We start from the raw sequence: 26,247 nt of genomic DNA, 5'->3' as shown, positions 1-26,247 counted from the left end.
TAAGTGGCCATTTGCGCGGGTCACATATTGGCACATGATCTTAGCGACTTATTCACTTCTTGTTTCGCTGCATCTTGAATTATTTAGAGTCTATATTAGCGATACATACCTTATGAAATCAGCCAATAAAGTAAATCAAGCTATAGAAAAAGAGCAATGTGAGTCCAACTGTCATTAACATATTTCGAATAAGTGATGCCGTGATGACACAGAAAAGGGCACCCCATAGATAGGGGTTATCAGGAAAGTCGCGTAGCTGGTGATTTTCTAAAAGGATCACCGGCGCGCAAATAGCAGTTAAAAGACAAGGAGCCGAGTAGCTTAAGGCTTGTTTAATAAACAGTGGTAACCTAACAGGTAACTGCGGGATCAAAAAAATATAACGCAGAGAAAAAACGATGATGGAAAGCGAAATAATTAATACCCAAATCATTTTTCTTCCTTAAGTAAACGAGAAACTAAAACTGATACGCACATTCCACCAACCCCAGCAATGACAATTGCACTGCTAATTGAGTAAAGTGAAAGTACCACCGCAACAATCAGTGAGAAGAGGACACCACAAATCGTACTGACTTTTTTAGTCAGGGGGACAACAATTGCTAATAATGTTGCGACAACAGAAAAATCTAAATGTAATCGGCTAAGATCAGTAATGAAATTAGCCATGACGATGCCGCAGAGGCTAGTGATTAACCACACGATATAAAAACTAAACCCCGCACCAAATAAGTAAGGGAAACTTAATGGCTGCCGCTTAGCTGCACTGATGGCAAATAATTCATCAGTTAATAAAAAACCAATACTTAGGCGTTCTGCTGTAGTAAAATTTTTTACATGGGGGCGCATGGTGAGACCGTACAGTAGATGCTGCGATGTAATGAAAAACACAGAAATAATAATGGTTAGATAGCCCGCTCCTGAATTTAATAAACCTAAAGTCACAAGCTGAGCCGCTCCCGCAAAGATCATGATCGACATAGAGATACTTTGCCAAAACGAAAGTCCAGCCTCTACAGCCATTGAACCCGCTAAAATACCCCATGGAATAACGGCTAAGTTTAATGGTGTCATATGTATTGATCCATCAATAAAAGCACGCCGCCAATGGCGACTTTGTTGTAACTGCATTGATTTAATACCCTTTTTGACCGTTTTCTTTATCATACTGGTGTTGTTATAAAGGTTATAGAATAAAATTGCTCTTTTCTCGTCAGACTTCAAGCTGCCGCGCATTTTATTAAGGTCTGGTGAGTTCGCTCATTCGTGCTAATAAGCTATTTATGGTCACTTAGCCTATTTATTTGATGTTGAATATATTGGCCTGGAGTCACACCAATAGCTTGCTTAAAATGGCGAGTGAAGTGACTTTGGTCAGAGAAACCGCATTGACTTGAAACATCAGCAGGTTTTAATCCTTGAAGAAGTAATTTTTTGGCTTTGTATAATCTTGCTTGTATTAAAAAAACGTGTGGCGTAGTGCCAGTATGTAATTTAAATTGTCTCAAAAAATGCCACTGGCTAAAGCCTGCTATTGTAGCTAATTCAGTTAATGAATGTTCTTGCTCAGCGCTATTCATCATCAAGTCACAAATATTTTGTATGCTTTGCTTGGCAGGGGTAATGTCCTGAAGTCGCAACCTACTTTTGTTGTATTTTAAAATTAACCAACTCATAGAAGAAAGTAACAAGGTTTCTTTTAACAAGGTATTGTTTGGTTGTAGCAGTAAATCGAAGAGTAGGCTAAGTTGGCTTGCTAAACCTGAGTCATGAATAACGGCATTTGGAAACCAAGGGGTAACTCCATAGTTTTCAGTGTTGAGATCTAATGTTAAACGTTCAAACATTTCAGGTGTGGGATAAATAGCTTTATAAGCCCAGCCATTTGCAACAGCAGAAGAGCCAGTGTGAATTTCATCAGCATTGATAATAATAATGTCGCCTTTTGGTGCATAATGATTTTCACCAGTACGAAAAAACTGTTGTGCGCCATCCTCCATTACACCAATACAAAAGCCTTCATGAGTATGTCGGGAAAATTTTTGATGATGGTATTGAGCTTGGATCATTTCTAGCCCATTGAGCTCTTGTAGATGAAAATAGTTGGCGCTATCCAAAGTGGGTTCCTACAAAATTCAAATAAATATACTCGTGATACTTCAAGTTGCAGCGCTGTTGATTATGCTCATTCGCACTAATCACATACATGTATATTCTCCTAGCGAGTCACTCACTTGTCGCCTAGCTGCCCCTCGAATTATTTAGAGTATCGATGCGATTAAATCCAGAATAGTTATACCGCTAATCGTTATGAGTTTCACTATCACTTTCAAATATTTTTAATTAGTTTATAAATTCAATAAAAATAAATAAATTGGAATAAAAAACTGTTTTAAGATTGAAAACAACAGGGTTCTATTTCTCACAGATAAAGTGAAATATAACTCTAACTTAAGGGTGTTTTTAGGTTTAAAATGTATATCTGTGTATTTATAACTAGTTCATATGACTGTATTTTGTATTGCATATAGTGATATCTTTTACAGTTTAATAAACCCGTGTATCATAGGTGTCATCAAGTAGATATGTTTATTTTTTGTTATAACTTTTATTAAGTTAGCGGGTTCCTTATGCTTGAAAATTTTGGTATCACAAACTTATGGACTTATTTAATTGGTGTGATTTTCATTACACTTGTTCCAGGCCCTAATTCTTTATTTGTATTAACAAGCAGTGCAAAATATGGCATCAAAAATGGCTATAAAGCGGCGTTAGGTGTGTTTTCAGGTGATGCGATACTGATTTTTTTATCATTTTTAGGGGTTGCTTCATTAGTAAAAACATCGCCTATCTTCTTTAGTGTTATTAAGTATGTTGGTGCAACTTATTTATTTTATTTAGGAGTGAAAACGCTTTACAGTGTTTTCCATAAAAAAGAGCAAGCCGCAGATGTGGATGCAATTGTCCTAGCGACAAAAGGGACGTATCAAAAAGCGGTATTTTTAAGCTTGCTCAATCCTAAAATGATTATTTTTTATGTGTCATTCTTTATCCAATTTATTGAGCCTACTTACCCGAATGCGGGGATCCCATTTTTTATACTGGGTAGTATTTTGGAAATATGTAGCATGATTTACTTGTCATTATTAATCTTTGGTGCCGTCGCTGTTACGAATATGGTTAAACATAACCAAAAACTCTCTAAGCTATCTAATAGCTGTATTGGTGCCGTGTTCTTAATGTTTGGTGCTAAACTTGCATTAGCCGCTTAAAATCTTACATATCGCTTATTCTTTGCCGGCCATTTTATGGTCGGTAAATGGCTGCGAAACGGAATAAAAGCGTGCTTTCTCCCGCTTCGTGTTATCAGCCGAAAATCAATCAATTGATTTTTCTCGTTTATGTCAAAACATTAGTCACTGTTGCCAAACATAATACGTTTGGCAACAGCCTAGCCGCGTTTCATTACAGTTACTTGCTCATTATTAGCGATAGTGTGTTGTACATCACGCCATCCCATTCGGCGATAAAGCGCTTGCATATCTGGTGTGTATAAGTACAGACATTCATCAGTATGTTGTTTAAATTTGTGATAAAGCTGCTCAATGAGCTGACTACCGATACCCTTACCACGAGCAGAGGGCACCGTAACGATTTCACCAATCCACCATTTGCTATCTTTAATGCCAATGAGCTCATTCAAAATGATACTGGCGGTAGCAAGTAATTGCTCGTTATCATCTATAAAGCAAGCAACGGTTTGTGGGCTAGGCGCTGTAATACGTGTGATTAAGCGCTGACGAATATTATCAAGATCACTCCATGATTTGAGTTCGTGCCATTCAGTATGCAGAGTATGGGTAATTTGCTCGATAAGGTGAGTATGGTGTTCATTTAACGTAATAAAGTGCATAGGTGACCTAATAATTAGTAATAAGTAATGCAGGTAAAAGGGTATCCAGTTCAGCAAATATGTGTTGATAGATTTGTTTAACTACTTCATTTTTATTCAGGTTATAGGTCACAACATCATTGGTACCCATTTTCGCCGACAGTTTAGTTTCCTCATATAAAGCGCAATCTTTTGGATGTGTGATTAACCAATCACGAAACAAGAGATGGCGTATATGTTCAGGGCAATTTTGTGGGAAGATATGTAGATTCACTCGGGGTTCAGCTAAGCGTAACATCCGATGTTGATACCATGATAGCTCTCTTACCGTCAGCTCATAACCTAAGCTTTCTAAGGCCGCTAGATAGCGACTTTCATCATTAGGTGATTGAACAATCAGATCAATATCAATAACAGGCTTTGCCGCTAATTTAGGTACTGCGGTTGAACCTACATGTTCAATACTTATAAATTGATTAGCAAGTACATTACTAATTGCTTGTTTTTGCTCAGTAAAAATTAATGGCCATTCATTATTATATTTAACAACATCAATCTGTTCAGGTTGAGGTTTTCCTTTTACCCATGGGTTTTCATTAGGATCACCATCCAGAAATGTCATTATTTGTTGCTTGAGCTGCTCGATTGATATTGTCATAGATAATTCCAATGCGATTGTAATAATCTTTTCATCTTAGCTAAACGTGGATCAAATGATCGCGCTTTAAGTGCATTAACTTGCTCTTTTAATAAAAAAATGGGCAGTTCAGTGATTGAACTTCACCATTTTGCTTGTTGTTAGTGGCTAAAACGTTTTGAACCGATAACACAAATAATAACGCCTATTGTTGAGATAACCATCAATGTGTTAATTGATTCTTTAAGTATCCATGCTGAAATCATTAATCCCATAAAAGGTTGTAGTAGTTGTAATTGGCTTACACCTGCAATACCTCCTTCCGCTAATCCGCTGTACCAAAAGAAGAAGCCAATTAGCATGCTAAATAATGCGACATAGCCAAGCCCACCCCATGCAAAAGCAGGAACAGCCTCCAAACTGTCAGGCCAAAGTAATAGGCAGAGAATAAGCATGACCGGTAATGAAATAACTAATGCCCAACAAATGACCTGCCAGCTACCTAAATGCTTTGATAACTTTGCGCCTTCGGCATAACCAAGGCCACAGACTAAAACAGCAGCGAGCATATATAAGTCACCGATTAATGTGCTGTTTCCTCCCTGAAAATAGGCAAATCCCATAACAAACAGACTACCTAATACAGAAAAGAACCAAAATGCTTTATGGGGTCTTTCACCACCACGCAACACACCAAAAATAGCGGTAGATAAAGGCAGTAGCCCTAAAAAGACCATAGAATGCGCAGAAGTTACCTGTTTTAAGGCGAGGGCGGTTAAAAATGGAAAACCAACGACGACACCTAATGCAACAACAGACAATCCAATAATTTGTTGTCTATTTGGTAATTTTTGACGAAACAGTATTAAAATCAGCACAGAGAGTAACCCTGCGATAGCGGCTCGGCTGGCAGTTAAAAAGTCAGGAGAAAAGCCAATTAAAGCTGCTTTAGTTGCGGGCAGTGAACCACTGAAAATAGCGACTCCAATAAAGCCGTTTATCCAACCGCGAGTAGTATGAGAATACGATTTCATTTTAATTACCTAATAATTTATGCCTATATTGCGACTTGTATTCAGCTAAACTAATCGAGATAATCATGACAATCAAAAAATTGTCATAGGTACAATTGCATGACACAGGCTCGGTATAAAAGCTATGTAGATGATTTAGCGAATAGGATCCATAGTGGTGAATTAGCACCCGGTACCAGATTGCCGACACATCGTGCGTTTGCTAAGCAAAATGGCATTTCATTGGTGACAGCGTCACGTGTCTATAATGAACTGATCAAACAAGGATTAGTGAGTGGTGAGACAGGAAGAGGAACATTTGTACGTGACGTAAGCTTATTGCCTACATCAAGCATTGAACATGATGTTGTCCCAACAATGTTAGATCTTAATTACATTTATCCAGTCGAAAATGAGCAAACACAAAGGTTAAGAGAAGCATTACGGCATTTGTCTTCAGGAGGAGATATAGAAGGTTTTCTTCATTATTTACCTCATGTGGGGCGTCGTCATGAAAGGGCTATTTTTGCTAACTATCTGGCTCAAAGAGGAATAAAGCAGATAGATCCTGATCAAATTGCAATTGTCGGTGGCGCCCAACATGGCCTTGCAACGATTGTGTTAGGTATTTTTAGCCCGGGTGATGTGATTGCTGTTGATGCGCTAACTTATCCAGGTTTTAAAGCATTAGCGAAGATTTATCATATTGAACTGGTTGTGGTGCCTGTAACGGCAACAGGGCCAGATATGGTTGCATTCGCAAGGCTGTGCCAACAAAGAAATATTCGTGGTTATTATGCAATGCCTACACTTCATAACCCATTGGGATGGGTGATAGATCTTCCTACACGACATGCGATTATCCAGTTAGCTAAACAGTATAGTTTTTGGTTAATTGAAGATGGCTCTTACGCTTATTTACAGCATCCTGCACCTCCCACTTTTGCTCAGTTAGCCCCTGATATCACGTTTTATGTCACTGGTTTTTCAAAAAATGTTGCAACAGGGCTACGAGTAGGCATGGTGGTTGCCCCTAAACAGCAAATCTCAGAAATAGAACGGATAATTCGTATCACCACGTGGAATACACCCGCAATTACAACAGCGATTGTGTGTCATTGGATAGAAAGTGGTGAAGTTGCAAAATTAGAGCGTAAAAAACGACGAGATACCAAGGCACGACAAAACATTGTCAGAGAAGTGTTGAACCAAATAGACTATATCGCCCATCAATATAGTTATTTTATTTGGATCCCTTTACCTGAAGGTGTTCGTGCAGAAGCGTTAGTGAGTCGGCTAAAACAAGTCAATATAGCTGTCAGCACGGCTGAGTCCTATGCAGGGGGGGCATCATATCCACAAGCTATTCGAGTTGCACTCAGTTCCATTTCCTATGAACAATTAAGAGTCGCATTAGCACAAATTCAAGCAGCGGTGTTGTATTTAGTCGATCTGTGAGAACGCACGATTGGCTTTTGCCTTATTTAACATCTGAAATAGACTCGCTTTGTAAATAAAGAGGATGAATATGAAACACTTGATTGAAATCGCTAAAAAGTATGCCAAACCCACGGTGGTGAGTCATTATATTGAAAGTGGTTATGTTGCCGCAGCGTTAGAAACAGAAAATGGTGAAGTTTATACGGGGATCAGTATTGATACTGCGTGTTCCTTAGGATTTTGCGCGGAGCATGGTGCGGTTGCAGAACTACTTAAAGCAGGTGGTTCAGTGGTTAAAGCGATGGTTGCTGTTGATTCAACCGGAAATGTCGTACCACCTTGTGGCCGATGTCGTGAATTAGTCAGTCAATTATCGAATAAAAATAAACAAACGCGAGTTGCGGTTGATAATGACACTGAAATGACTTTAGAACAGTTAATGCCATTTGATTGGAAAGCAACGCAAAATAGGGAGTCATGAAGCGATGGAACAACAAAGTAAGCATTTTACAGCGACAGCAATGATCCGTAATGATAAAGGTGAGTTTTTATTACATGAGCACCCTAAGCTAGGTTTTTGGCTGCCGCCTGGGGGGCACATTGAAGAAAATGAAGAGCCTCAAGATGCTGTGATCCGTGAAGTCTTCGAAGAAACTGGTCTCATGTGCCGTATCATTGATTGTGCGTATCCCACGGTAACCAAAGTTCGAAGGACTGATCATGTATATGCTTTGCCCGTTCCTTTGGCCATTTTGAAAGAGTTTATTATAGATGGTAAGCAGGGTAATCATTGGCATATTGATATGGTATATCTGTGTGAATTAATCACCCCAGAAAGAAAACCAGCAGATGAATTTAAATGGATCCCCTTTGAGGAGCTTGCCAAACTGAATATTCCGAATGATTTATTACAGTTGGCAAGTATGGTAAATGAAGCAAATTTGCTGAAGTAAAATTATTTACTATTCAAAAACAGTAACGAAATACCAAGTATCATCAATAATGCTCCAATCACTTTATCCATAGTTAATTGATAGTTAAGTATACGATTACGAATGGTTGGAGTAGCAAAAAATAGGGCGATCAAGCTAAACCATAACCAATGAGCAAAAGAGATAAATAGCCCATAGCTGAAATTAAGCCATTGTGAATTATTGTTTTGGATAACTTGAGTATAAACGGAAACAACAAAAAACATCGTTTTTGGATTTAATGCATTAGTCAAAAAGCCCATTCTGAATGCCGTCAGTGATGAAGGCTTCGTAAGGTTGTTTCCTTCAGTATTCATTTTTTGTGTATTCGTAAAGGATTTAAAACCAATATAGACCAAATAACCAACACCCAATAATTTTACGATAGTAAACAGTGTTGGTGACCCCATAATAATCAGTGTCACTCCAAATAGGGTATAGAAGACATGCACTTGAACGCCAACAGCAATACCTAATGCTGCAAATAAGCCTACTTTAGTCCCGTAGGCGTAGCTGTTGCGTGTCACCATCGCAAAATCAGGTCCTGGACTTATAACAGCTAAAAATGTAATAGTTGCCACTGTAATCAGTTCATTCATTTGATGCTCCTCTGATAGGCAATAAAAACTGACATAAATACTTCTCTTGTGATCGATTTATCTTTTTGATTATTTGTATTATCAATAGATTGTATTGAGTTAAAAAGCGATTTATGCTGACGTAAATCTGTCAGTTTTTGTAACCTATAATGAAACTACCTCCATTATCGTCATTGCGTTTTTTTGATGTCGCGGCACGCAGTGGCAGTTTTGTGAAAGCGGCTCAGGAATTACATGTCACTCACAGTGCTATCAGCCGACAAATACGTTTGCTAGAAGAGCATATTGGTGTAGAGCTGTTCGAACGGCGCAATCGTGCTGTATTTTTAACTTCTGCGGGTAAACGACTTTCTCAAACCACCAGCGAAATATTTTCACAGTTAGAAAAAACGCTTGTTGAATTACAGTGTTTTGATGATAGCAACGTCGTTAGCATTTCTTGCGAACCAACGATTGCGATGAAATGGCTAATTCCTCGATTAACTCAGTTTTATCAATTATTTCCAGATATTACGGTACATTTAATTGCTGCTGGTGGCGCTATTGACTTTGCTAAAGCGGGGGTTGATTTAGCACTACGGCGTAATGACTTTAAATGGAATAATGATATTTATGCGCAGAAGGTTTGCAGTGAAAAAGTGGGCGTTGTACTACAACCTAATTTAGATTGGCAAAATAAAACCAGTGATATTGCGTTATTGTATCCAGCCTCTCGCCCATCTGTTTGGCATCAGTGGCAACAACAAATGGGGAGCTTTCATCAAATAACTCGACAAGTTTCCTATGAGCACTTTTATTTATGTATTCAAGCGGCAATTTCAGGACAAGGTGTGGCAATTGCTTCATTTTTAATGGTTGAAGATGAGTTACAGTCAGGGCAATTGATTGCACCACAAGGATTCATTGAAGATGGTTCTGCTTACTATCTATTAGCACCAAAAACACCGATCAGCGGCAGTGCATTGGCAGTTTTTATCGATTGGTTAAAACAAAGCCTACAACAAAGTGCAATGTTAACTGAAAACGGTTACTGACATTTCACCTTTGTTATTAATTGTTTATTCTTTCAGCGAACCTATGTGAAAAATAAAGATTTTATCCCATAACTATTTCTTGACGTGTTATATTTTCTAGCTGGGTTTTGTTGGTTTCTTAAGGTGGAGTGAGTAATGAGTAAATTACGGGTTGGTGTGATTTTTGGCGGTAAGTCAACAGAGCATGAAGTTTCATTGCAATCAGCGAAAAATATTATAAATGGTCTTGATCGCGATAAGTTTGATGTATGTCTTATTGGTATTAATAAACAAGGGCATTGGCATGAGTATGATGAAACTAACTTTTTAGTTCATGCAAATGATCCTTCTAAAATTGCATTGAATACGCCAAAACGCAGTATTGCTATTATTCCAGGTAAAACAACGCAGCAGTTTATTTCACTTGAAGACGCTCAGCCACTCCCGCAAATTGATGTTATTTTTCCTATCGTCCATGGTAATTTAGGCGAAGATGGCTCATTGCAGGGGCTATTGCGTATGACGAATTTGCCTTTTGTCGGCCCTGGGGTTTTAGGCTCCTCAGCCTGTATGGATAAAGATATCACTAAACGCCTATTACGTGATGCAGGCTTGCAGATTGCGCCATTTATTACCTTGATGATAGCTGATCGCGCAACTGTTACCTACGATGCAACAGTAAAACAACTCGGATTACCTTTATTTATTAAACCCGCTAATCAAGGCTCTTCTGTTGGCATCAGTAAAGTGACTAACGAATCAGAGTTCAACGCAGCACTTGATTTTGCATTCTTATTTGATGTGAAAGTCTTGGTTGAAAGTGCAGTAAAAGGGCGCGAAATTGAATGCGCTGTATTGGGTAATGAACAACCGTTAGCAAGCCCATGTGGTGAAATTGTTTTGCATGATAGCTTCTATGCATATCATACAAAATACATCGATGAGAATGGTGCATCCGTTGTCGCTCCCGCTGATTTGTCGACAGAGGTAAGTGATAAAATAAGAGAGATTGCTTTACAGGCTTATCGAGCTTTAAATTGCAGTGGCATGTCACGGGTTGATGTATTTTTAACAGAAGATAATCAAGTTATCATTAATGAAATTAATACGTTACCTGGTTTTACAAATATTAGTATGTATCCAAAATTGTGGCAGCAAGGTGGTATGACTTATCAAGAGCTGATCAGCCGATTAATCGAACTTGGTATTGAAAAATATCAACAGAATGCGGCGTTAAAAACGGCTTGTGATGCCTAATTAAATTATGATTTGTCTGGCTGAACATGCTCAGCCAGACCCGCTATTGTTGGTTACTGGGAACACGCTGGTTGCCAATCTTTGGGAATAGCGATTGGCTGTTGTTTTAGCCAATCAATCACTAATGGCAGTGTATGTGGCGTATAACCTTCACGGCCTAGGTAAAGAAAATAGGCTTTTTTCCACCACGGCCATTGACTATCTAGCTGGTAGTTAAACAGTGATGCATTAAGTAGCCCATGAGTACTGTTTTTTACTAGCACAACGGTGCTATTAGGATTATTTTCCAATAGTTTTTTATAACGACAAGCATCTGTTTGTGCATCAACATTCAGGTCATCTTCCCCCCATATTGCAAGCACTCGTCCGCGCATTGTAGGGATATCTTGCGATGCATCATTCAGAAAGTTGCGATCAACAAAGTTAAATCGGTCGAGGGACAGCTCAGGTGTCGAAGCTGGGTCGTGACTACCATTAATACCAAAAATAGCATCGTAAGATTGTAGTTGTTCTGCGACTTGTTGATCAATTTGAGACTTTTCGATGTTTTCTTGAGTGAGACGAATACGATGATAAAAAGCACCTTGATCTCGCCAATTTATTGCCCCACCGACAATGACTGAAAAATCAGGTGAGCTTTGTGACGCAGCAATAGGAATAACCCATCCAGCCTGAGAAAAGCCAAAATAACCAATAGAAACTGAAGGAGAAGGGTATTTTTCACGTAATAGTGCTAAAGCGGTTTTTGCCTCATCTGCACGACCTGCCATAGTCTGATTCAGCCAGTTACCTTGGCTATTGCCAATACCTGCTTTATCCCAACTGAACACAGCGATACCGTTATCAACTAAGGTATTTATTAACGGTAAATAACCTGAATTTGAAAAACGATCTTGCGGGCCATCACCATGAATGAATATAGCAATTGCGCTAGGTTGCTCAGAGCTAGGTAGCACAAGTGTGCCAGATAATTTATTACCATCGGCTGTAAAACTAATATCAGTTGTTTGTCTGTTGTCTAAATCAAAATCATCGAATTGCCCAGTTAAGATAACAGCTGTCATGATGATTAAGAGTGAAAATAGTACATATAGTAATTTGCGTTTATGTTTCATACAAAATTGCTCAAGTAACTAGGCTGATTGTCATTTATTCACTGATGTTTTTTCGCATCCATTGCAAGAAAGTGGCCGTTTCTTTGGGGGAGGTAAGACGTATAAAACGGATATGTTGGTATTGTTCATCAACCATACTGATGATCCGCCTTGCTTTCCCACTATGATAAGTCTTTAAAACCCATAAAATGATCGAGTCTCGGCTAAAGAATGCTTTTTTCCATGATTCAACATTTCCCGTATTAGGCCAAAGTTCTTTTTGGTTAATCAGCCGCGAAAAGGTTCTCGATATAGATTGATATAATGTGCGAGAAAAAGAGTAATCCAGCCAAACAACCATATCGATATCTTGCCATTTAATTGGTTGTGTGCGGGTATAATTACCATCAAGTACCCAACCATCAGCGGCACTATCTAAGGCATGGATTAATTTTTCAGTTAATTGCTCATCGGTAGAGGGTTGCCAATTTTTTTGCCAATAAAGGGCATCCATCTCGATGTATGGAACTGAGTAAAGTGACGCTAATGCACGGCCAAGTGTGCTCTTGCCGCTGCCACTACAACCAATAATATTAATTTTCATCGTATTAACTTATGATATATGGATAATTCAACAGTATTTAGCGGTGGTATAGCTGCCACCTAAACGAATTAATCAATTATCCGCCACTGCTGTTGCGCAAAAAGTTGGGAAAAGTAATGCTATCAGTTAACTACCCAAATCTATCAAATAAAAAGTGCCCTATACCGTGGTGGCGATTATAGATAGGGCATAAGCAGCTATACCTCATGGGAAGGCGGAATGATTTGAAAAATTATCAATGCAATAAAACCACAGGGTATCTGATTGCGATAAGCAATCATATTTAACCCAACACCCTGTTTGTTTCGATAAGATCCCGATGATGGGTTATGTTACTTGCGCCATTAGTATCATAAATGAACCATTGGTTAATCAATGGCTCAGTTTAGGGTTGTTGGTTAAAAATGGCTAATTTAATAGATTATTTGCACCAGACATAATTGATATAGCGGAACATTGGTTCGAAACCAAATTTTTTGTACAAATCAAAACCTGCTTCAGAAGCATCTAAGAAACAATGCTCTACGCCTTGTTGGCGGCAAAACGCTAATGCGTATGCGATGAGCTGCGACGCATAACCATTACCTTGGTGTGAGGGTTCTGTACCGATATCGTCGAAACGCGCTAATGCACCTTCAATGGTGACAGTCATGGAAGTCGCAGGGGATCCGTTAACCAGTAGTACTAGATGGAATTGTGGAGCACCTTGTAGCAAGGCATCCTCATGATAACGAACGTACTCGCTAACCACTTGGTCGTGTTCTTCAGAGAGATAAAAGGCAGAAACTAATGGCTTGGCCCATAGCGAAAGGTCATGATTAGCAAAGACAATATCAACCTGATTCTCTGGTAGTTTAACTGAGCGTTGTTTATCTAGGGACAACGCCATAGCAGTTGTTACGCTGTCACGTTTGTAGCCTAAAGAGAGTGCTTCAGAGACAACTTCGGGTAGCATTTCCTCAGGGATCACTAAGGTATGATTTTTCTTTTGTGCGACAAAAAGGCTATGTGCTTGTTTAAACGCTTGAATCGAAGATTCAGGCTGGAGATAGATAAAGTTAAATACAGGCGAATTTAACGGTGTAAGGTAGCAAATGGTATGCTGTTCGATTTGTATGCTATGTTCACAAATCGAAGTCCAAAATGTCTTTTCGATCGATTGATAATGCCTTAAATAGTAGAGCGGTATATTCATGTCTCAGTTACCTGATGTAAAGCGTGTTAATCGATATGGGCGAAGTGCCGCCTGTTCTGTGCCATGTATTATTTCCTCTTGCGCTAGATGACAGATTAATGGCGCAAGGGTGATAGCGGCGTGCATACTTATAATATATAAACCACTGAAATCAGCAACTTTACCGACGACTGGCATCTCATCTTGTGGCATAGGTCGCATTCCAATGAAAGCATTTTCTAGACTTAATGTACTCGTAGCTATAAATGAATTTTGGATCACAGATAAGGCATTTCGTGCGATATTCATTGCACTGTGCTCCGGCTGTTCATCAATATAGTCTTCCGCACAGAGCGTATTTCCATCCAATGTTGGTCGAACTTCCATTTCTGGTGTAGAAATAATATGTTTCATCGCTGGCGTCGCGGTACTGTCATGGAAATGAGCAATAATTGAAGGAGAAGGTGCGATAGGAAGGCGGATCTGCAATGATTTGAACAGCTCAATAGCCCCAAGGCCTGCCGTCACGATAATTTGATCTGCATATAGATCGCCTAACGATGTTGTAACACCGACAATTTTATTATTATCTTTCAGTAATTGTTGTACATGGGTATGCGGTAAATAATTAACACCTTGGATTATTGCAAGCTCAAGTAATGTTTTTGTGGTGTAAACAGGGTCAACATAAGCTTCATCGGGTGCAAAGGCAGCAAGTTTAGGAAGAACACGTAAATTGGGCTCAAGAACCTGTAATTGTGCCTGAGTGAGGGCTTTAATATTGAATCCTGTTTTATGATGGGACTCGATAAATTGATGCGTTGCCTCAGTGTTAGCTTGCCAGCTAATGGCACCACACCAATTCACGTTGAGTTTGCCTTGAGTTAATTTATCAAGAGAACGCCATTCACTCAGAGCCTGCTTTCTGAATTGACTATAGCCACTAGGGCGACCATAGGAAACATTCAACCATGCAAAGGCGTGTTGAGTGACGCCATCCGCAGCGTCAGATTTATCAATGAGCGTAATTTTTCCTGTATAGTTACGAGATAAGTACCAAGCAAGAGTGCATCCAACAATACCGGCACCTATAATGATGATATTATTCTTTGTTTGTGAAGTCATAATGTACCAAAAATCATTGAATTAAATATATTAGTTTATTGAATGAGTATTTGAAATCTCAATAAATAGTAATGGCTATGATTCATTTTCTCTATACAGTTCTAATTCAAGGAGAAAAAACCTCTGTTATAACGATGGTTTTCATAAATGAGCTCAAACTCTGACCAATTTAGTCACAAAAGCAATAATAACCAATAACCCAGCTATCATCAGTAAAGCAGCGGCTAACGTGAACTGGAAAGCAACAAAGCCAATAGCGGCTGGACCTGCGAGGATCCCAAGGTAGCCCAAAGTCGAAACAGCAGGCACGGCCAATGCTTCTGGCATGGTGTTTTGTTTTCCTATTGCAGAAAACATCACAGGAACGATGTTTGAGCAACCAGCGCCAACTAATGCATAGCCTAATATCGCTATGGTTAAATAGGGTGATAACACTGCAATAATAAAACCAATACAAGCTAATAAACCGCCCCAAAAGACGACTCGGGCAGAACCAACACGCATCACAATTTTATCACCCGTTAGGCGGCCAAGAGTCATTGTGGTTGCAAAAGCAGCAAAACCTAAACCACCTAGGGATTCCTTTAGGCCATGGTGTTCAATTAAAAAGACTGCGCTCCAATCAAGAACAGTTCCTTCAGCAAGAAAAATCGCAAAGCAGACAATACCGATAACCAATACGATACCTTTAGGGAGGGCGAGTAAAGGACCGGTTGGAGCGTGGGCGTATTTTAAAAAGCCTTTAAAACTAATCAAGAGTAGTAATAGTGAGAATAATGAAATGATTGTTGCGGCAGCAATAGGAGATACCCCAAGGAGTAATATCGCGCTCATAGCACCTGCACCCGCAATCCCACCAACACTATAGAATCCATGAAAACCAGACATGATTGGTTTATCTGAGGCTTTATCAACAATGACGGCTTGTATATTCATGGCGCAGTCAGTAAGACCAATGCCGATACCAAAAAGTAATAGGCTGGCAATCAGTATACTGACATGTGAAATAGCGGGTAAGAGTGGCAAAATGAGGCAAAAACCAATGGTTGAAGTGACCATCAACCGACGGCAACCAAACTTAGCGGCAAGTGCTCCAGTCAAAGGCATTGCGACTAAAGCACCAACCCCAAAGCATAACAGCAATAAGCCCAGCATGGCATCGTTGGCGCCGGTATTGGTTTTTACAAAAGGAACTAACGCAGCCCATGAAGCGGTTGCAAAACCAGCAATAAAGAAAATAATTCGTGTAGCCACTTGCTCTTTTTTAGCTGGTGGCATTGCTGGTGATGTTTCTAATAATTCAGAAGATAGAGTCATTTTATTAATATATTTTATTGTACTCATTATATTTCAAGTTACAGCACCTTTCTTTAAGGCATAGTGGTTTATTTATTCGCATTTTCACATAATTTTCTATGTACTTAGCGACTTATTCACCGTTAGCTGCATCTCGAATTATTTAGAGTTAAGTGGTTACATTATCCATGATTAAGAATATCTAAAACTTGCTCATGTAAAATAGGACAGCCAGTTGCTAATACAGCGCCACCTTTCTCCGCCCGATTGCCATCAAGAGTTGTGACGCGCCCTCCTGCTTGTTCAATGATAGGGATCAAAGGGACGATATCATAAGGTTCTAGTGCGAAATCGAAACAAATATCAATTCGTCCTGCTGCTAGCATTGCCATGGCATAGCATTCACCGCCATAACGGGTCATTAACACTCTTTTTGTGAGCGCAGTAAAGTGAATATTTTTATGGCTATCGATAGGTTCTGGAGAGTTAGTGTGCAAAATGGCTTGGTCAAGAGGGATGTTTTTACGGGTTTGTAGCTGGAAATGTCCATGATGACTACTTGTCCAACTTCCTGAGTGATCAGCCCAAAAACGTTCACCAATATAAGGTTGGCTCATCATACCCATTGTAGCTTTGCCATCAATCGTTAGCCCAATTAAGTTTGCCCAAAGAGGTAAACCACATAAAAATGGGCGAGTGCCATCTATCGGATCTAACACCCATTGAATAGGGCTATCACCCGTTACTCCATACTCTTCACCAATAATAGAATGTTCTGGATAAATTTTTGTAATGTGTTCTCGCATTAATTTTTCAGCCAACCTGTCTGCTTGTGTGACGGGATCAAATTGGTAATCTGCTTTAGGCTTATTTTCTAAAACAGTTAATTCATGAGTTCGATAATGTTCAAGTGATGCTTTACCTGCAATATTAGCGAGTTCATGTAGGAAAAAGCTATCTATCAATGGATGTTGCGACATAAGAAGACCCTTATTGAACGGAAGGTATCAATTAATTTGACATCTTTTTGTGCTCGACTATGATGTTTTCAGTTTAACCATAGGATGATTTTATGCTCGATTATGCCGCTTTTCCAGATCAAAGACAAAAAAAAATACGTCAATTACTAAAAAATGAAGGGCGTGTGGTTTGCACTATTCTTGCCAGAGAGATGGGGGTTTCAGAACATACTATTCGCCGTGATCTAAATGAATTAGCGGAAGAAGGCGTTTGTAAACGAGTACATGGTGGTGCTGTCAGTGTACTGGAATCAGCAGGAACGTTCGAACAAAGAATAGGATTGAATCAAGCGGAAAAGACCACAATCGCGCAGAAATGTGCAAGTTTAATTAAGAACAATACGTGTGTTTTTATTGATTCAGGATCTACTAATCTTGAAATTGCCCGAAGTATTCCAGAAACGTTAGCGAGTACGGTAGTCACAAATTCACCTTTGATTGCGATAGAGTTGATGAAAAAGCCGTTGTGTGAGGTGGTTATGATTGGTGGTAAGATGAATACACAAATCGGCGCGAGTGTTAGCAATAGTTCAATGCATCAAATAAGACAGATATATTTTGACCAGTGTTTTATTGGTGGTTGTGCTTTTGATCCTCAAATTGGTGTAACCATTTTTGATTATGAAGAGGCTGAATTCAAAAAAGCACTTATTGAGCAGAGTAATCAAGTTATTATGGGGATTACCGCAGATAAATTACCGGGGGCAGCAAGATATTTGGTCGCAAGCTGCCAACAAATATCGATATTAGTGGTGAATAAACACATACCAAATGATTTACACCAACTGTTAGTGAAAACAGATATGCAAATTTTATTTGCATGATAGGGCAAGAAATAGGGTGCGGTGATAAGTTTACCGCACCGAAAATGTTGTTTTTTGTAATAGGACATTGGTTTATGATACTTAAAATTGTCGAATATTGGCTTAGCGACATTTTGAGTACTTAAGATATATTTTTAAAAGTCCCAAGTGCTGACAACAGAAATTAAATAACAAAATAATCATATGTGACTATGAGTATACTAAATTGACACACATATTTAGGGTAACTGATTTTAAAACGAGTAAAATCTTAAATTTACTCACAACACTGTTTTATTTTAACGTAATATCAATTATATGGAACAAAGCATTTTTGGCTTATATTTAAATAATATATTTTTTATATAATATATAGGTAAAAAATAACAATAATTAATGGTTAAAAATATGAAAAAATGCGCTATTTTTTTAATGTTGACAACATTTTCTTTGACTACATTTGCTAATAATACATTTGATTTACAAAAAATTAACAATAAGTCAGGGAAAGAAATTCATTATTACATTATCAAGCGTGATGTACAGCCTTCAGATGATTTATTAGTATTAATTCAAGGTTCTGATTGCCGAAGCGTTGTTAACAACGACAGTATGATAAAAAACTTTGGAGGCGCATTTCCTAAAAATGACATTCTATTAGTGGAAAAAACGGGCTTGAATAGTCAAGTTGGTAAAGATGGAAAAGAAGTTTCGGCTAAGGATTGTCCTATTGATTATATGAAAAATGACTCTCCACTGGAACGAGCTGAAAATTATTTAGCCTTGATCGAATACCTTAAAAATAACTACCACAATATTGTGATTATTGGCGGTAGTGAAGGTGCAGTGGTGACAAATTTAATCATATCAAAAACCGATAAAGTACAAGCATCGGTATCATTGAATATGGGAGGGCAGTTTTTCATTAATGATGTTATCTATAGTATTGAAAAAACAACACCTACAGCAGAAATTCCTCAATATATTGATGGTTTTAAACAATTTGCGAAAGAAGTTGTGCAAAATAAACTCGATGAAGACCAGTTTCCAAGTGAGCATGGTGGAAAATGGTGGCGTGAGATGTTAACTATTAATAATCAAAAACTAATACGATCGGTGAAAACACCGCATTTAGTGATCCAAACCATGGATGATATTAATGTTGACCCTTACAGTGTGGTGAGAATGATGGAAAAAAGTAACAATCAACACGTTTATTTTAAAACCTATCAAGGCCTCGACCATTTTTTCGTTGATAATAAAGGCCAAGGGCAAACAGAGTTAATTGTTAAAGATATCCAATTATGGTATCAAACCGTAGATAAAAAATAAGTTGCTTAAGCCCCCATTAAAGGGATGATTGCTGGAGGTAAAAATTAATGATGAGCGAGTTTTAGTCAGTTAGCGGGTCAAAGTTAATAATCGACAAAGGCTGATTAGCGCACACATGGATAACTAAAAACCAATCATATCTTTATTATAATTTTTGTTTATTATTGTCACTTGTAGAGAAATAAAAATGAAGTTTATCGCTTATATTGCAACCAGTCTTGATGGTTATATTGCGGATAAAAATGGTGATATTGATTGGTTGACCAATATTGATAACCCCGATGGTTCTGATTTTGGCTATGCTGAATTTATGGCTAGTATTGACGCTGTTATTATGGGGCGAAATACCTTTGAAACCGTCTTGGGGTTTGGTGGTGATTGGCCGTTTGATAAGCCTGTATTTGTATTAAGTCAATCATTATCAACATTACCTGAATCACTCCCTGATTCAGTTAAGTTATTACAAGGTACACTTCAGCAAATTGAACTAACACTTAAACCTTATAATTTTAAAAGGGTGTATATTGATGGGGGAAAGGTAATACAGACGTTTTTAACAGAAAACAAAATTGATGAGTTGATTTTGACTAGAGCTCCAATCTTATTAGGTCATGGTGTACCTTTATTTACCCAAAGTGATATTCAATCTCACTATCGCCACGTTAAAACAACAGTTTACCTCGATACCCTAGTGAAATCTCATTATATAAAGCTTGCTGAATAGCAAACTTTTATCTGCTTGTTAACTAGGAAATAAAAAAGGGGAGGCCATGGATATTTGGGGATTCATATTAACATTATTACCTATCGTTATCTCTCCAGGGGCAAGTTTTGCGATTGCTCTTAATAGTTCGTTGAATAGCGGATTTCGTGGCCTTGTTGTTCCCATTGTAGGAACTGGATTAGGGATTTTAACTCATGGATTGTTAGTTGGTTTAGGTGTAACAAAAATCATCGTTTCTTCGCCTTGGTTATTTAAATTGATCGGTATCCTAGGCTCGATTTATTTAATTTACCTGTCTGTGATGTTAATTTATTCAGGAATCAAAGCATCGAAACAATCTATTGGTAAAAAGCTTAAAACTGTTACCTTAAAAGATGCCTATTTAGCGAATTTGCTTAACCCAAAGGCGATCATTCTTTATTTAGTGGTTGTTACCAGTTTCGCTGGTATAGATCCAACTCTATTTAGTTTTCTTTTATTATCAACTATTCATATTATTATGATGGCACTTTGGTTAGTACTGTCATGTGGTCTATTAATAGTGACATCAACAAAAATTGATATCGTGAAACTAAAAAAAGTGATTAATATTGGTGGTGGGATATTACTATTAATTATGACGATAGTACCTTATTTAACTACAGGTACTTTTTAATCAGTACCTGTAGATGGTTTATTCGACAATAAAGCAATGATACTGAAACAACGAAGTAAAGCCTAATTTTTTATAAATCGATAAGCCATCGCTTGATGCTTCCAAAAAGCACGACTCAATTCCTTTATTCTTACACTCGTTTAACGCATATTTAATCAAGTGCGTTGCTAGTCCTTTCCGCTGGTATTGGGTTTCTGTGCCGATATCATCTAAACGTGCCATTTTGCCATTTACAGTGAGTGTAAGTGAGCATACTGGTTGAGCATCTTTTAATAATACATAATGTTCTAATTGTGTATTCCTATCCAACGCTCTTTGGTGATAGCGAATGTATTCATTAATTACAGTTAAATCTTCTTCTTCATCATTATCTTGTGAACCGAAAGCACTGATCAATGGTTGTGCCCAATCAGTTAAATTCTGATTACATTGCATGATGGTATATCCTTCGGGAATTGTACTATCTGCATTTTTTATGATGTCTGCTTTGGCTAATATCATAGCCGTCGTTTCACCGTCACTTTGATAACGATGCTCAGTAATTAATGGCATGACTTGTTGTAATGTGTTCTCATGAACCACCAATAAATAAGGTTTGTTTTTTATCGTAAACTGATGATTAGCAGCAACAAAATCAGATAATTCAGCGTTTGCATGTAAGTAAATAAAACTAAACGCGGGGATAGGCAACTCCGAGAAATAAGCAGTTGTCGCCTGGCCAAATTGCATGGTTTCTTGGCAGATAGCCGACCAAAAATGTTGCTCTTGTTGATAGAATTTTATTTCATCGTTATTCATTGGGTTCACTCAAAAAATTAATTTTTTTCAGTGTATAAAAAGCGTATTGCTATTAATAGTATTACGCTAATAGAAAGCACTTTCTAACCCATATAGCATCAATTCTGTACAGATTATCTTAATAATACTATACTCCCCCTATGTATATTATAGGTACTCATTATCATGCCTCATTCACCGAAAGAAAAAAAAGCTGTGTTGACTCGAGTTAGAAAATTAAAAGGTCAGTTACAAGCTCTGGAAACCGCCTTGGAAGATGAGGTGGAGTGCGGCTTAGTATTGCAACAAATTGCCGCTATCCGAGGAGCCGTGAATGGCTTAATGGCTGGGGTGTTAGAAAGTCATTTACGAGAAGGGCTACAAGAGTCCGCAACAACACAAATCCAGAAAGAATCTGTTGATGATGCTATTTCACTCATTCGTACATACCTGCGTTAATAACAAAAAGGATCCATTATGAAATCACGTGCAGCGGTGGCATTTGGCCCCGGAGAACCACTGAAAATTGTTGAAATTGATGTAATGCCACCTCAAGCGGGTGAGGTACTGGTCAAAATCAGCCATACTGGTGTCTGCCATACGGATGCTTTTACACTATCAGGGGAAGATCCTGAAGGGCTTTTTCCTGTTGTTCTAGGGCACGAAGGGGCTGGTGTAGTAGTTGAAGTCGGTGAAGGGGTCACCAGTGTGAAACCGGGAGATCATGTTATTCCTTTATACACAGCAGAATGTGGTGAATGTCTATTCTGTAAATCAGGAAAAACCAATTTATGTGTCTCGGTACGTGCAACACAAGGAAAAGGTGTTATGCCTGATGGTACGACACGTTTTTCTTATAATGGTCAACCGCTATATCACTACATGGGATGTTCTACATTTAGCGAATATACGGTGGTTGCAGAAGTTTCATTAGCAAAAATTAATCCCGAAGCCAATCACCAAGAGGTTTGCCTATTAGGTTGTGGTGTGACAACGGGTATTGGTGCTGTTCATAATACCGCCAAGGTACAAGAAGGTGACTCTGTAGCCGTTTTTGGTCTCGGGGGAATTGGTTTAGCAGTAATTCAAGGTGCGAGACAGGCTAAAGCGGGGCGTATTTTTGCTATCGATACGAATCCAGCAAAATTTGAATTGGCACGTCAATTTGGGGCAACAGATTGTTTGAACCCTAACGATTTTGATAAACCTATTCAGCAAGTGATCATTGAAATGACCGAATGGGGTGTCGATCACACATTTGAATGTATTGGTAACGTGAATGTGATGAGAGCTGCATTAGAAAGTGCACATCGTGGTTGGGGCCAATCCGTAATCATCGGTGTCGCAGGTGCAGGGCAAGAAATATCGACCCGCCCATTTCAATTAGTTACAGGACGTTCATGGAGAGGTACGGCCTTTGGCGGTGTGAAAGGGCGAAGTCAACTTCCGGGCATGGTTGAAGATGCCATGAAAGGTGATATCGAACTGAAACCATTTGTTACTCATACATTACCTTTAGATAGTATTAATGAAGCTTTTGATTTAATGCATGAGGGCAAGTCCATCCGTACGGTGATCCATTACGATTGATTATCAAAGCCCGAATTATCGGGCTTATATTATTTACATACATATTTGGAGTCTGCATACATGGAAAGAATTGAACGCCATGCTTGCTTTGGTGGCTGGCAAGATGTTTATCAACACCATTCAGTAGCTTTAAACTGTACGATGAAGTTTGCCGCTTATTTGCCTTCTGATGTGATAGATAAACAATATCCTGTGATTTATTGGCTTTCAGGGTTAACTTGTAACGAGCAAAATTTTATTACTAAAGCGGGAGCTCAGCAATTTGCCGCTGAACATGGAGTGATCATTATTGCGCCGGATACTAGTCCTCGAGGGGAGCAAGTTGCTGATGACGATGCCTATGATCTCGGCCAAGGTGCCGGTTTTTATCTCAATGCGTTAATGGCGCCTTGGCGTGATCATTACAATATGTATGACTATATTGTTGATGAATTACCTACATTAGTTGAAGCGCATTTACCTGCAAATGGGAAAAGAGCTATTTTGGGGCATTCAATGGGTGGCTATGGTGCATTGATGATCGGGTTACGTAATTCTGAACGTTATTGCAGTATTTCTGCATTTGCACCTATTGTTGCGCCAACTCAGGTTCCGTGGGGGCAAAAAGCATTTTCTGCCTATTTAGGAGAAGATAAGTCTCTCTGGGCTCGTTACGATACCATTAGCTTATTGAATGAAATACAAGTGACTCCCCCTATGTTGGTTGATGTAGGGACTCATGATCCATTTTATCACGATCAGCTAAAGCCCGAATTATTCGCTGAAGTGTGCCAAAGAAAATGTCATGATTTCACCTTAAATTTACGTGAAGGCTATGACCATAGCTATTATTTTATTGCGAGTTTTATAGGTGAACATATTGCATTTCATGCCCGCTATCTAAAAAATTGAGTTACCTATTTTAGGTACCGCTGTAGCTACCATGCCTCAATGTACAGTACTTGGGAGCATGGTTAATAGAGATTAATTGAAAGGATTTTTGATGAAGAAGAACGTACCTGATACGATCACTTTTTTTGAGCGTTTGCTGCCGTTGGTCACTTCTGGCGAAAAAGTGATTACCATTCGTGATAAAAGTGAAAGCCATTATGTTCCGGGTACGGTTGTAAAGGTCTTTGCCCTAGAAACAGGCAAGTATTACACCAACATTGAAATCCTTTCTGTTGAAGCAATTCGTTACGATGATATCTCGGATTATCATGCTACCCAAGAAGCGATGACACTTGATACGTTAAAAGCCCTGATCCGTGAAATTTATCCAACAGAACAATCATTGTTTGTCATTCGTTATCGTCTAGTTAACGGATCTCAAGCGATTTAGCGATTTTTATAAAAGCTCTTGTTGCAGGCGATATTTCACTTTCATTAGTAATAGCAAAGGCAACAGTACGTTCAACTTTTGGATTAAGTGGTTTAATCACAATATTGTTTAAGTCAGAGGGGATCGCCAGTTGTGCAACAATAGATACTGCTTCTCCTCGGCCGACTAAAGCAAAAGTACTGAGTAATTGACGAGTGCGAAATTGAATTTTGGGCATCAGTTTTTGTGCATGAAAAAGCGCCATTACCATTTTACCTGAGCCCGCTTCAGTAAGATTAAAGGGATATTGGCATAGTTCTTTTAAACTCACTGCGTCTTTCGCTGCTAAAGGGTGCTCTAGTGGCAGAATCGCAACCATTTGGTCTTCAATAACTTTAAAAGTCTCAAATCGCTCATCAGGTAAGATCACGAAACCAATATCAACCCGTTTCTCTAATAACCACCTCGCCACACTTTCGTCATCACCTTCATCTACGATCACACTTATCAAAGGGTATTGTTCTCGATATTTTTTTAGTAATGGCGGCAAAATACCTGAAGATGAGCCAGGTCCAAATGATCCTATTCGCAAAACACCTTGTTTTAGCCCATTTGCGGCTTGAGCTTCCTGTTTCATAGCTTCATGAATATTCAACATATGTTGAGCTTTAACCAATAAAACACCGCCAATTTCAGTCACTGTAATTTGGTTTTGTTCACGGGTAAATAAAGACACGTTGAGATCTTGTTCCAGTGCTTTTATTGCATGAGAAACTGCGGATTGAGAGATATTTAATTGCATTGCCGCAAGGGTAAAGCTTTTTAGCTCGGCGACTAATGTGAAGATTTCAAGTTGGGTCAATGTCATGAGTAATTACTCATTTGTTTATGAGAATAAAGAAGTAATAACTTATTCTTCTAGCGCTGTCTAGTGTCAGTGAACTTTTAATTTAAATAGATAATAAGGGATCCTATGTCCAATGGTCGTGTTATCAATTTATCGCAGTCAGTGAATTACACATTCATTCAGTTGACATTGGTATCAATTCTATGGGGGGGACGTTTATTGCGGGGCGATACATTCAACCTGAAATTTCACCATTACTTTCAGCAACTATTCGTTTTATTTTAGCATCTGCCGCTTTAATTTTAGTATTAAGCTGCAAAAACATAGGTTGGAAGAAAGTGTCTTTAAAGCAATTTATGCAAGTTGCTATTTTAGGTTTGTCTGGTGTTTTTGTTTATCAAGTTTTGTTTTTTTATGGATTGCAAATTATTCCTGCTTCTCGGGCAGCACTGCTGGTGGCTATTAACCCTGCAATGATAGCATTAATATCGTTTTTAATTTGGCGTGAGAAAATATCTATTAGTAAAAGTATTGGTATTATTTTATGTGTATTCGGTGCTTTTATTCTTTTGTCGGACAAAACATCTGGTATAGAAGGTTTTATGACAAATACAGGTGATTTGGCTATTTTAGGCTGCGTGGTTAGTTGGGGGATCTATACAGTTGCAGGTAAACATGTGATTAGGCAAATTGGCGCATTACATACTGTCGCTTATGCTGTTTTATTTGGAACATTCTTACTGATTATTTGCACTGTATTTTCAGGGGAAGCTGTGTTAAATGATCTTTCAAAGTTAAATATGACGGATCTCTTGAGTTTAAGTTATTTAGGTATTTTAGGCTCCGCAGTAGCTTATGTTTGGTATTACCAAGGCGTTAATAAAATTGGTGCTGCTAATGCAGGGGCATTTATTGCACTCAATCCATTAACTGCGGTGATCGCAGGAGGGATATTATTGGATGAAAAGGTTAGCGCAATGGTGCTGTTTGGTGGTGGTTTGATTATTATGGGGATCTTGATTGCGAATAAACGCACTAAGACACAAAGTGAGTTGTAGAGAATAAACCTACCGTATAAGGTAGGG

The 26,247-nt window shown here is 38.5% G+C and carries 30 protein-coding genes; 15 read left to right on the top strand and 15 right to left on the bottom strand.

The genetic code is table 11. The features are described 5' to 3' along the window. Positions 1-118: 118 nt before the first annotated feature. The 3 genes from M1E96_RS10340 to M1E96_RS10330 form a co-directional block, all read right to left on the bottom strand. Positions 119-433, bottom strand: a complete 315-nt coding sequence (locus tag M1E96_RS10340) for an AzlD domain-containing protein (protein ID WP_070928671.1) — start codon at positions 431-433, stop codon at positions 119-121. Beyond that, entirely contained in the window at positions 430-1,131 is a 702-nt protein-coding gene (locus M1E96_RS10335) for an AzlC family ABC transporter permease (RefSeq protein ID WP_140180120.1), read from the bottom strand. Before M1E96_RS10335 ends, M1E96_RS10340 begins: the two co-directional genes overlap by 4 nt. 146 nt (positions 1,132-1,277) lie before the next feature. After that, a complete protein-coding gene (locus M1E96_RS10330; protein WP_070928675.1) occupies positions 1,278-2,117 on the bottom strand; it encodes an AraC family transcriptional regulator in 840 nt (279 codons plus the stop codon). Between the two features lie 513 nt (positions 2,118-2,630). Here M1E96_RS10330 and leuE point away from each other — a divergent pair. Further along, complete coding sequence (leuE, locus tag M1E96_RS10325) at positions 2,631-3,272, top strand: leucine efflux protein LeuE (RefSeq protein WP_140180116.1); 642 nt, start codon at positions 2,631-2,633, stop codon at positions 3,270-3,272. A gap of 179 nt (positions 3,273-3,451) precedes the next feature. On the opposite strand, the gene M1E96_RS10320 is transcribed toward leuE, so the two are convergent. From M1E96_RS10320 to M1E96_RS10310, 3 genes are all read right to left on the bottom strand, one after another. Further along, positions 3,452-3,913 carry a GNAT family N-acetyltransferase gene (locus M1E96_RS10320; RefSeq protein ID WP_272579816.1) on the bottom strand — a complete coding sequence of 154 codons (462 nt, stop codon included), beginning with the start codon at positions 3,911-3,913 and terminating at the stop codon, positions 3,452-3,454. A 7-nt stretch (positions 3,914-3,920) separates the two neighbouring features. Beyond that, the gene (locus M1E96_RS10315; protein ID WP_272579817.1) at positions 3,921-4,550 is read right to left on the bottom strand and encodes a GrpB family protein; all 630 of its coding nucleotides are present in this window, start codon (positions 4,548-4,550) and stop codon (positions 3,921-3,923) included. A 140-nt stretch (positions 4,551-4,690) separates the two neighbouring features. Beyond that, complete coding sequence (locus M1E96_RS10310; protein ID WP_272579818.1) at positions 4,691-5,563, bottom strand: DMT family transporter; 873 nt, start codon at positions 5,561-5,563, stop codon at positions 4,691-4,693. 99 nt (positions 5,564-5,662) lie between these two features. On the opposite strand from M1E96_RS10310, the gene M1E96_RS10305 reads away from it, so the two are divergent. The 3 genes from M1E96_RS10305 to M1E96_RS10295 all read left to right on the top strand — a co-directional run bounded on the left by M1E96_RS10305 (position 5,663) and on the right by M1E96_RS10295 (position 7,935). Next, positions 5,663-7,000 (top strand): PLP-dependent aminotransferase family protein, encoded by a 1,338-nt coding sequence (locus tag M1E96_RS10305; RefSeq protein WP_272579819.1) that lies wholly within the window; start codon positions 5,663-5,665, stop codon positions 6,998-7,000. A gap of 70 nt (positions 7,001-7,070) precedes the next feature. Continuing rightward, a complete protein-coding gene (locus M1E96_RS10300) occupies positions 7,071-7,463 on the top strand; it encodes a cytidine deaminase (protein ID WP_081335959.1) in 393 nt (130 codons plus the stop codon). Between the two features lie 4 nt (positions 7,464-7,467). Further along, positions 7,468-7,935, top strand: coding sequence for an NUDIX hydrolase (locus tag M1E96_RS10295; RefSeq protein WP_070928687.1), 468 nt, complete (start codon positions 7,468-7,470; stop codon positions 7,933-7,935). Between the two features lie 2 nt (positions 7,936-7,937). On the opposite strand, the gene M1E96_RS10290 is transcribed toward M1E96_RS10295, so the two are convergent. Further along, positions 7,938-8,552 (bottom strand): LysE family translocator, encoded by a 615-nt coding sequence (locus M1E96_RS10290; protein ID WP_272579820.1) that lies wholly within the window; start codon positions 8,550-8,552, stop codon positions 7,938-7,940. A gap of 149 nt (positions 8,553-8,701) precedes the next feature. On the opposite strand from M1E96_RS10290, the gene M1E96_RS10285 reads away from it, so the two are divergent. Further along, complete coding sequence (locus M1E96_RS10285) at positions 8,702-9,586, top strand: LysR substrate-binding domain-containing protein (protein ID WP_175442536.1); 885 nt, start codon at positions 8,702-8,704, stop codon at positions 9,584-9,586. 135 nt (positions 9,587-9,721) lie between these two features. Continuing rightward, positions 9,722-10,822 (top strand): D-alanine--D-alanine ligase, encoded by a 1,101-nt coding sequence (ddlA, locus tag M1E96_RS10280; RefSeq protein WP_070928692.1) that lies wholly within the window; start codon positions 9,722-9,724, stop codon positions 10,820-10,822. Between the two features lie 53 nt (positions 10,823-10,875). Here ddlA and M1E96_RS10275 read toward each other — a convergent pair whose 3' ends face one another. From M1E96_RS10275 to M1E96_RS10250, 6 genes are all read right to left on the bottom strand, one after another. Beyond that, on the bottom strand, positions 10,876-11,937 hold the full coding sequence (locus M1E96_RS10275) for a S9 family peptidase (protein ID WP_272579821.1): 1,062 nt from the start codon (positions 11,935-11,937) through the stop codon (positions 10,876-10,878). Between the two features lie 34 nt (positions 11,938-11,971). After that, positions 11,972-12,520 carry a shikimate kinase gene (locus tag M1E96_RS10270; RefSeq protein WP_140180097.1) on the bottom strand — a complete coding sequence of 183 codons (549 nt, stop codon included), beginning with the start codon at positions 12,518-12,520 and terminating at the stop codon, positions 11,972-11,974. Between the two features lie 421 nt (positions 12,521-12,941). After that, positions 12,942-13,715, bottom strand: coding sequence for a GNAT family N-acetyltransferase (locus tag M1E96_RS10265; protein ID WP_070927935.1), 774 nt, complete (start codon positions 13,713-13,715; stop codon positions 12,942-12,944). 3 nt (positions 13,716-13,718) lie between these two features. Beyond that, on the bottom strand, positions 13,719-14,819 hold the full coding sequence (locus tag M1E96_RS10260; protein ID WP_272579823.1) for an FAD-binding oxidoreductase: 1,101 nt from the start codon (positions 14,817-14,819) through the stop codon (positions 13,719-13,721). 153 nt (positions 14,820-14,972) lie between these two features. Continuing rightward, complete coding sequence (locus M1E96_RS10255; protein ID WP_272579893.1) at positions 14,973-16,136, bottom strand: MFS transporter; 1,164 nt, start codon at positions 16,134-16,136, stop codon at positions 14,973-14,975. A 161-nt stretch (positions 16,137-16,297) separates the two neighbouring features. Continuing rightward, positions 16,298-17,095, bottom strand: a complete 798-nt coding sequence (locus tag M1E96_RS10250; RefSeq protein ID WP_272579824.1) for an inositol monophosphatase family protein — start codon at positions 17,093-17,095, stop codon at positions 16,298-16,300. Between the two features lie 92 nt (positions 17,096-17,187). On the opposite strand from M1E96_RS10250, the gene M1E96_RS10245 reads away from it, so the two are divergent. The 4 genes from M1E96_RS10245 (at position 17,188) to M1E96_RS10230 (ending at position 20,648) form a co-directional block, all read left to right on the top strand. Next, entirely contained in the window at positions 17,188-17,958 is a 771-nt protein-coding gene (locus tag M1E96_RS10245) for a DeoR/GlpR family DNA-binding transcription regulator (protein WP_272579825.1), read from the top strand. A 387-nt stretch (positions 17,959-18,345) separates the two neighbouring features. Further along, a complete protein-coding gene (locus M1E96_RS10240; protein WP_318705724.1) occupies positions 18,346-19,269 on the top strand; it encodes a S9 family peptidase in 924 nt (307 codons plus the stop codon). Positions 19,270-19,456: 187 nt separating this feature from the next. After that, positions 19,457-19,993, top strand: coding sequence for a dihydrofolate reductase family protein (locus M1E96_RS10235; protein WP_369426985.1), 537 nt, complete (start codon positions 19,457-19,459; stop codon positions 19,991-19,993). 46 nt (positions 19,994-20,039) lie between these two features. Beyond that, positions 20,040-20,648, top strand: a complete 609-nt coding sequence (locus tag M1E96_RS10230; protein WP_070927943.1) for a LysE family translocator — start codon at positions 20,040-20,042, stop codon at positions 20,646-20,648. Between the two features lie 18 nt (positions 20,649-20,666). On the opposite strand, the gene M1E96_RS10225 is transcribed toward M1E96_RS10230, so the two are convergent. Further along, the gene (locus M1E96_RS10225; RefSeq protein ID WP_318705723.1) at positions 20,667-21,446 is read right to left on the bottom strand and encodes a GNAT family N-acetyltransferase; all 780 of its coding nucleotides are present in this window, start codon (positions 21,444-21,446) and stop codon (positions 20,667-20,669) included. 165 nt (positions 21,447-21,611) lie between these two features. Here M1E96_RS10225 and frmR point away from each other — a divergent pair, with 165 nt between their 5' ends. The 4 genes from frmR to yqfB all read left to right on the top strand — a co-directional run bounded on the left by frmR (position 21,612) and on the right by yqfB (position 24,336). After that, on the top strand, positions 21,612-21,884 hold the full coding sequence (gene frmR / locus M1E96_RS10220) for a formaldehyde-responsive transcriptional repressor FrmR (protein ID WP_070927947.1): 273 nt from the start codon (positions 21,612-21,614) through the stop codon (positions 21,882-21,884). An 18-nt stretch (positions 21,885-21,902) separates the two neighbouring features. Beyond that, entirely contained in the window at positions 21,903-23,015 is a 1,113-nt protein-coding gene (locus M1E96_RS10215; protein WP_319066005.1) for an S-(hydroxymethyl)glutathione dehydrogenase/class III alcohol dehydrogenase, read from the top strand. A 60-nt stretch (positions 23,016-23,075) separates the two neighbouring features. Continuing rightward, positions 23,076-23,906, top strand: a complete 831-nt coding sequence (gene fghA, locus M1E96_RS10210) for an S-formylglutathione hydrolase (RefSeq protein ID WP_272579829.1) — start codon at positions 23,076-23,078, stop codon at positions 23,904-23,906. 91 nt (positions 23,907-23,997) lie between these two features. After that, positions 23,998-24,336 carry a N(4)-acetylcytidine aminohydrolase gene (gene yqfB, locus M1E96_RS10205; RefSeq protein ID WP_070927951.1) on the top strand — a complete coding sequence of 113 codons (339 nt, stop codon included), beginning with the start codon at positions 23,998-24,000 and terminating at the stop codon, positions 24,334-24,336. On the opposite strand, the gene M1E96_RS10200 is transcribed toward yqfB, so the two are convergent. Next, positions 24,314-25,183 (bottom strand): LysR family transcriptional regulator, encoded by an 870-nt coding sequence (locus M1E96_RS10200; protein WP_070927953.1) that lies wholly within the window; start codon positions 25,181-25,183, stop codon positions 24,314-24,316. The genes yqfB and M1E96_RS10200 overlap by 23 nt on opposite strands. Positions 25,184-25,365: 182 nt before the next feature. Between M1E96_RS10200 and M1E96_RS10195 the strand changes: the two genes are divergently transcribed. After that, positions 25,366-26,220 (top strand): DMT family transporter, encoded by an 855-nt coding sequence (locus M1E96_RS10195; protein ID WP_369426984.1) that lies wholly within the window; start codon positions 25,366-25,368, stop codon positions 26,218-26,220. Positions 26,221-26,247 lie beyond the last annotated feature (27 nt).

It is taken from the genome of Providencia sp. PROV236 (genome assembly GCF_033676985.1).
Taxonomy (GTDB): domain Bacteria; phylum Pseudomonadota; class Gammaproteobacteria; order Enterobacterales; family Enterobacteriaceae; genus Providencia; species Providencia manganoxydans.
The sequence above is the reverse complement of the archived record's forward strand: the minus strand, read 5'-3'. Positions and strand labels throughout refer to the sequence as shown.

Excerpts from the sequence above, each read along its gene's own strand:
- M1E96_RS10290 (WP_272579820.1), bottom strand. The coding sequence starts at position 8,552 with ATGAATGAACTGATTACAGTGGCAACTATTACATTTTTAGCTGTTATA.
- M1E96_RS10315 (WP_272579817.1), bottom strand. The coding sequence starts at position 4,550 with ATGACAATATCAATCGAGCAGCTCAAGCAACAAATAATGACATTTCTG.
- ddlA (WP_070928692.1), top strand. The coding sequence starts at position 9,722 with ATGAGTAAATTACGGGTTGGTGTGATTTTTGGCGGTAAGTCAACAGAG.
- M1E96_RS10225 (WP_318705723.1), bottom strand. The coding sequence starts at position 21,446 with ATGAATAACGATGAAATAAAATTCTATCAACAAGAGCAACATTTTTGG.
- M1E96_RS10335 (WP_140180120.1), bottom strand. The coding sequence starts at position 1,131 with ATGCAGTTACAACAAAGTCGCCATTGGCGGCGTGCTTTTATTGATGGA.
- M1E96_RS10265 (WP_070927935.1), bottom strand. The coding sequence starts at position 13,715 with ATGAATATACCGCTCTACTATTTAAGGCATTATCAATCGATCGAAAAG.
- M1E96_RS10275 (WP_272579821.1), bottom strand. The coding sequence starts at position 11,937 with ATGAAACATAAACGCAAATTACTATATGTACTATTTTCACTCTTAATC.
- M1E96_RS10230 (WP_070927943.1), top strand. The coding sequence starts at position 20,040 with ATGGATATTTGGGGATTCATATTAACATTATTACCTATCGTTATCTCT.
- M1E96_RS10195 (WP_369426984.1), top strand. The coding sequence starts at position 25,366 with ATGGGGGGGACGTTTATTGCGGGGCGATACATTCAACCTGAAATTTCA.
- M1E96_RS10295 (WP_070928687.1), top strand. The coding sequence starts at position 7,468 with ATGGAACAACAAAGTAAGCATTTTACAGCGACAGCAATGATCCGTAAT.
- M1E96_RS10215 (WP_319066005.1), top strand. The coding sequence starts at position 21,903 with ATGAAATCACGTGCAGCGGTGGCATTTGGCCCCGGAGAACCACTGAAA.
- M1E96_RS10235 (WP_369426985.1), top strand. The coding sequence starts at position 19,457 with ATGAAGTTTATCGCTTATATTGCAACCAGTCTTGATGGTTATATTGCG.
- M1E96_RS10285 (WP_175442536.1), top strand. The coding sequence starts at position 8,702 with ATGAAACTACCTCCATTATCGTCATTGCGTTTTTTTGATGTCGCGGCA.
- M1E96_RS10250 (WP_272579824.1), bottom strand. The coding sequence starts at position 17,095 with ATGTCGCAACATCCATTGATAGATAGCTTTTTCCTACATGAACTCGCT.
- fghA (WP_272579829.1), top strand. The coding sequence starts at position 23,076 with ATGGAAAGAATTGAACGCCATGCTTGCTTTGGTGGCTGGCAAGATGTT.
- leuE (WP_140180116.1), top strand. The coding sequence starts at position 2,631 with ATGCTTGAAAATTTTGGTATCACAAACTTATGGACTTATTTAATTGGT.
- frmR (WP_070927947.1), top strand. The coding sequence starts at position 21,612 with ATGCCTCATTCACCGAAAGAAAAAAAAGCTGTGTTGACTCGAGTTAGA.
- M1E96_RS10310 (WP_272579818.1), bottom strand. The coding sequence starts at position 5,563 with ATGAAATCGTATTCTCATACTACTCGCGGTTGGATAAACGGCTTTATT.
- M1E96_RS10245 (WP_272579825.1), top strand. The coding sequence starts at position 17,188 with ATGCTCGATTATGCCGCTTTTCCAGATCAAAGACAAAAAAAAATACGT.
- M1E96_RS10240 (WP_318705724.1), top strand. The coding sequence starts at position 18,346 with ATGAAAAAATGCGCTATTTTTTTAATGTTGACAACATTTTCTTTGACT.
- M1E96_RS10260 (WP_272579823.1), bottom strand. The coding sequence starts at position 14,819 with ATGACTTCACAAACAAAGAATAATATCATCATTATAGGTGCCGGTATT.
- M1E96_RS10270 (WP_140180097.1), bottom strand. The coding sequence starts at position 12,520 with ATGAAAATTAATATTATTGGTTGTAGTGGCAGCGGCAAGAGCACACTT.
- M1E96_RS10305 (WP_272579819.1), top strand. The coding sequence starts at position 5,663 with ATGACACAGGCTCGGTATAAAAGCTATGTAGATGATTTAGCGAATAGG.
- yqfB (WP_070927951.1), top strand. The coding sequence starts at position 23,998 with ATGAAGAAGAACGTACCTGATACGATCACTTTTTTTGAGCGTTTGCTG.
- M1E96_RS10340 (WP_070928671.1), bottom strand. The coding sequence starts at position 433 with ATGATTTGGGTATTAATTATTTCGCTTTCCATCATCGTTTTTTCTCTG.
- M1E96_RS10320 (WP_272579816.1), bottom strand. The coding sequence starts at position 3,913 with ATGCACTTTATTACGTTAAATGAACACCATACTCACCTTATCGAGCAA.
- M1E96_RS10300 (WP_081335959.1), top strand. The coding sequence starts at position 7,071 with ATGAAACACTTGATTGAAATCGCTAAAAAGTATGCCAAACCCACGGTG.
- M1E96_RS10200 (WP_070927953.1), bottom strand. The coding sequence starts at position 25,183 with ATGACATTGACCCAACTTGAAATCTTCACATTAGTCGCCGAGCTAAAA.
- M1E96_RS10255 (WP_272579893.1), bottom strand. The coding sequence starts at position 16,136 with ATGACTCTATCTTCTGAATTATTAGAAACATCACCAGCAATGCCACCA.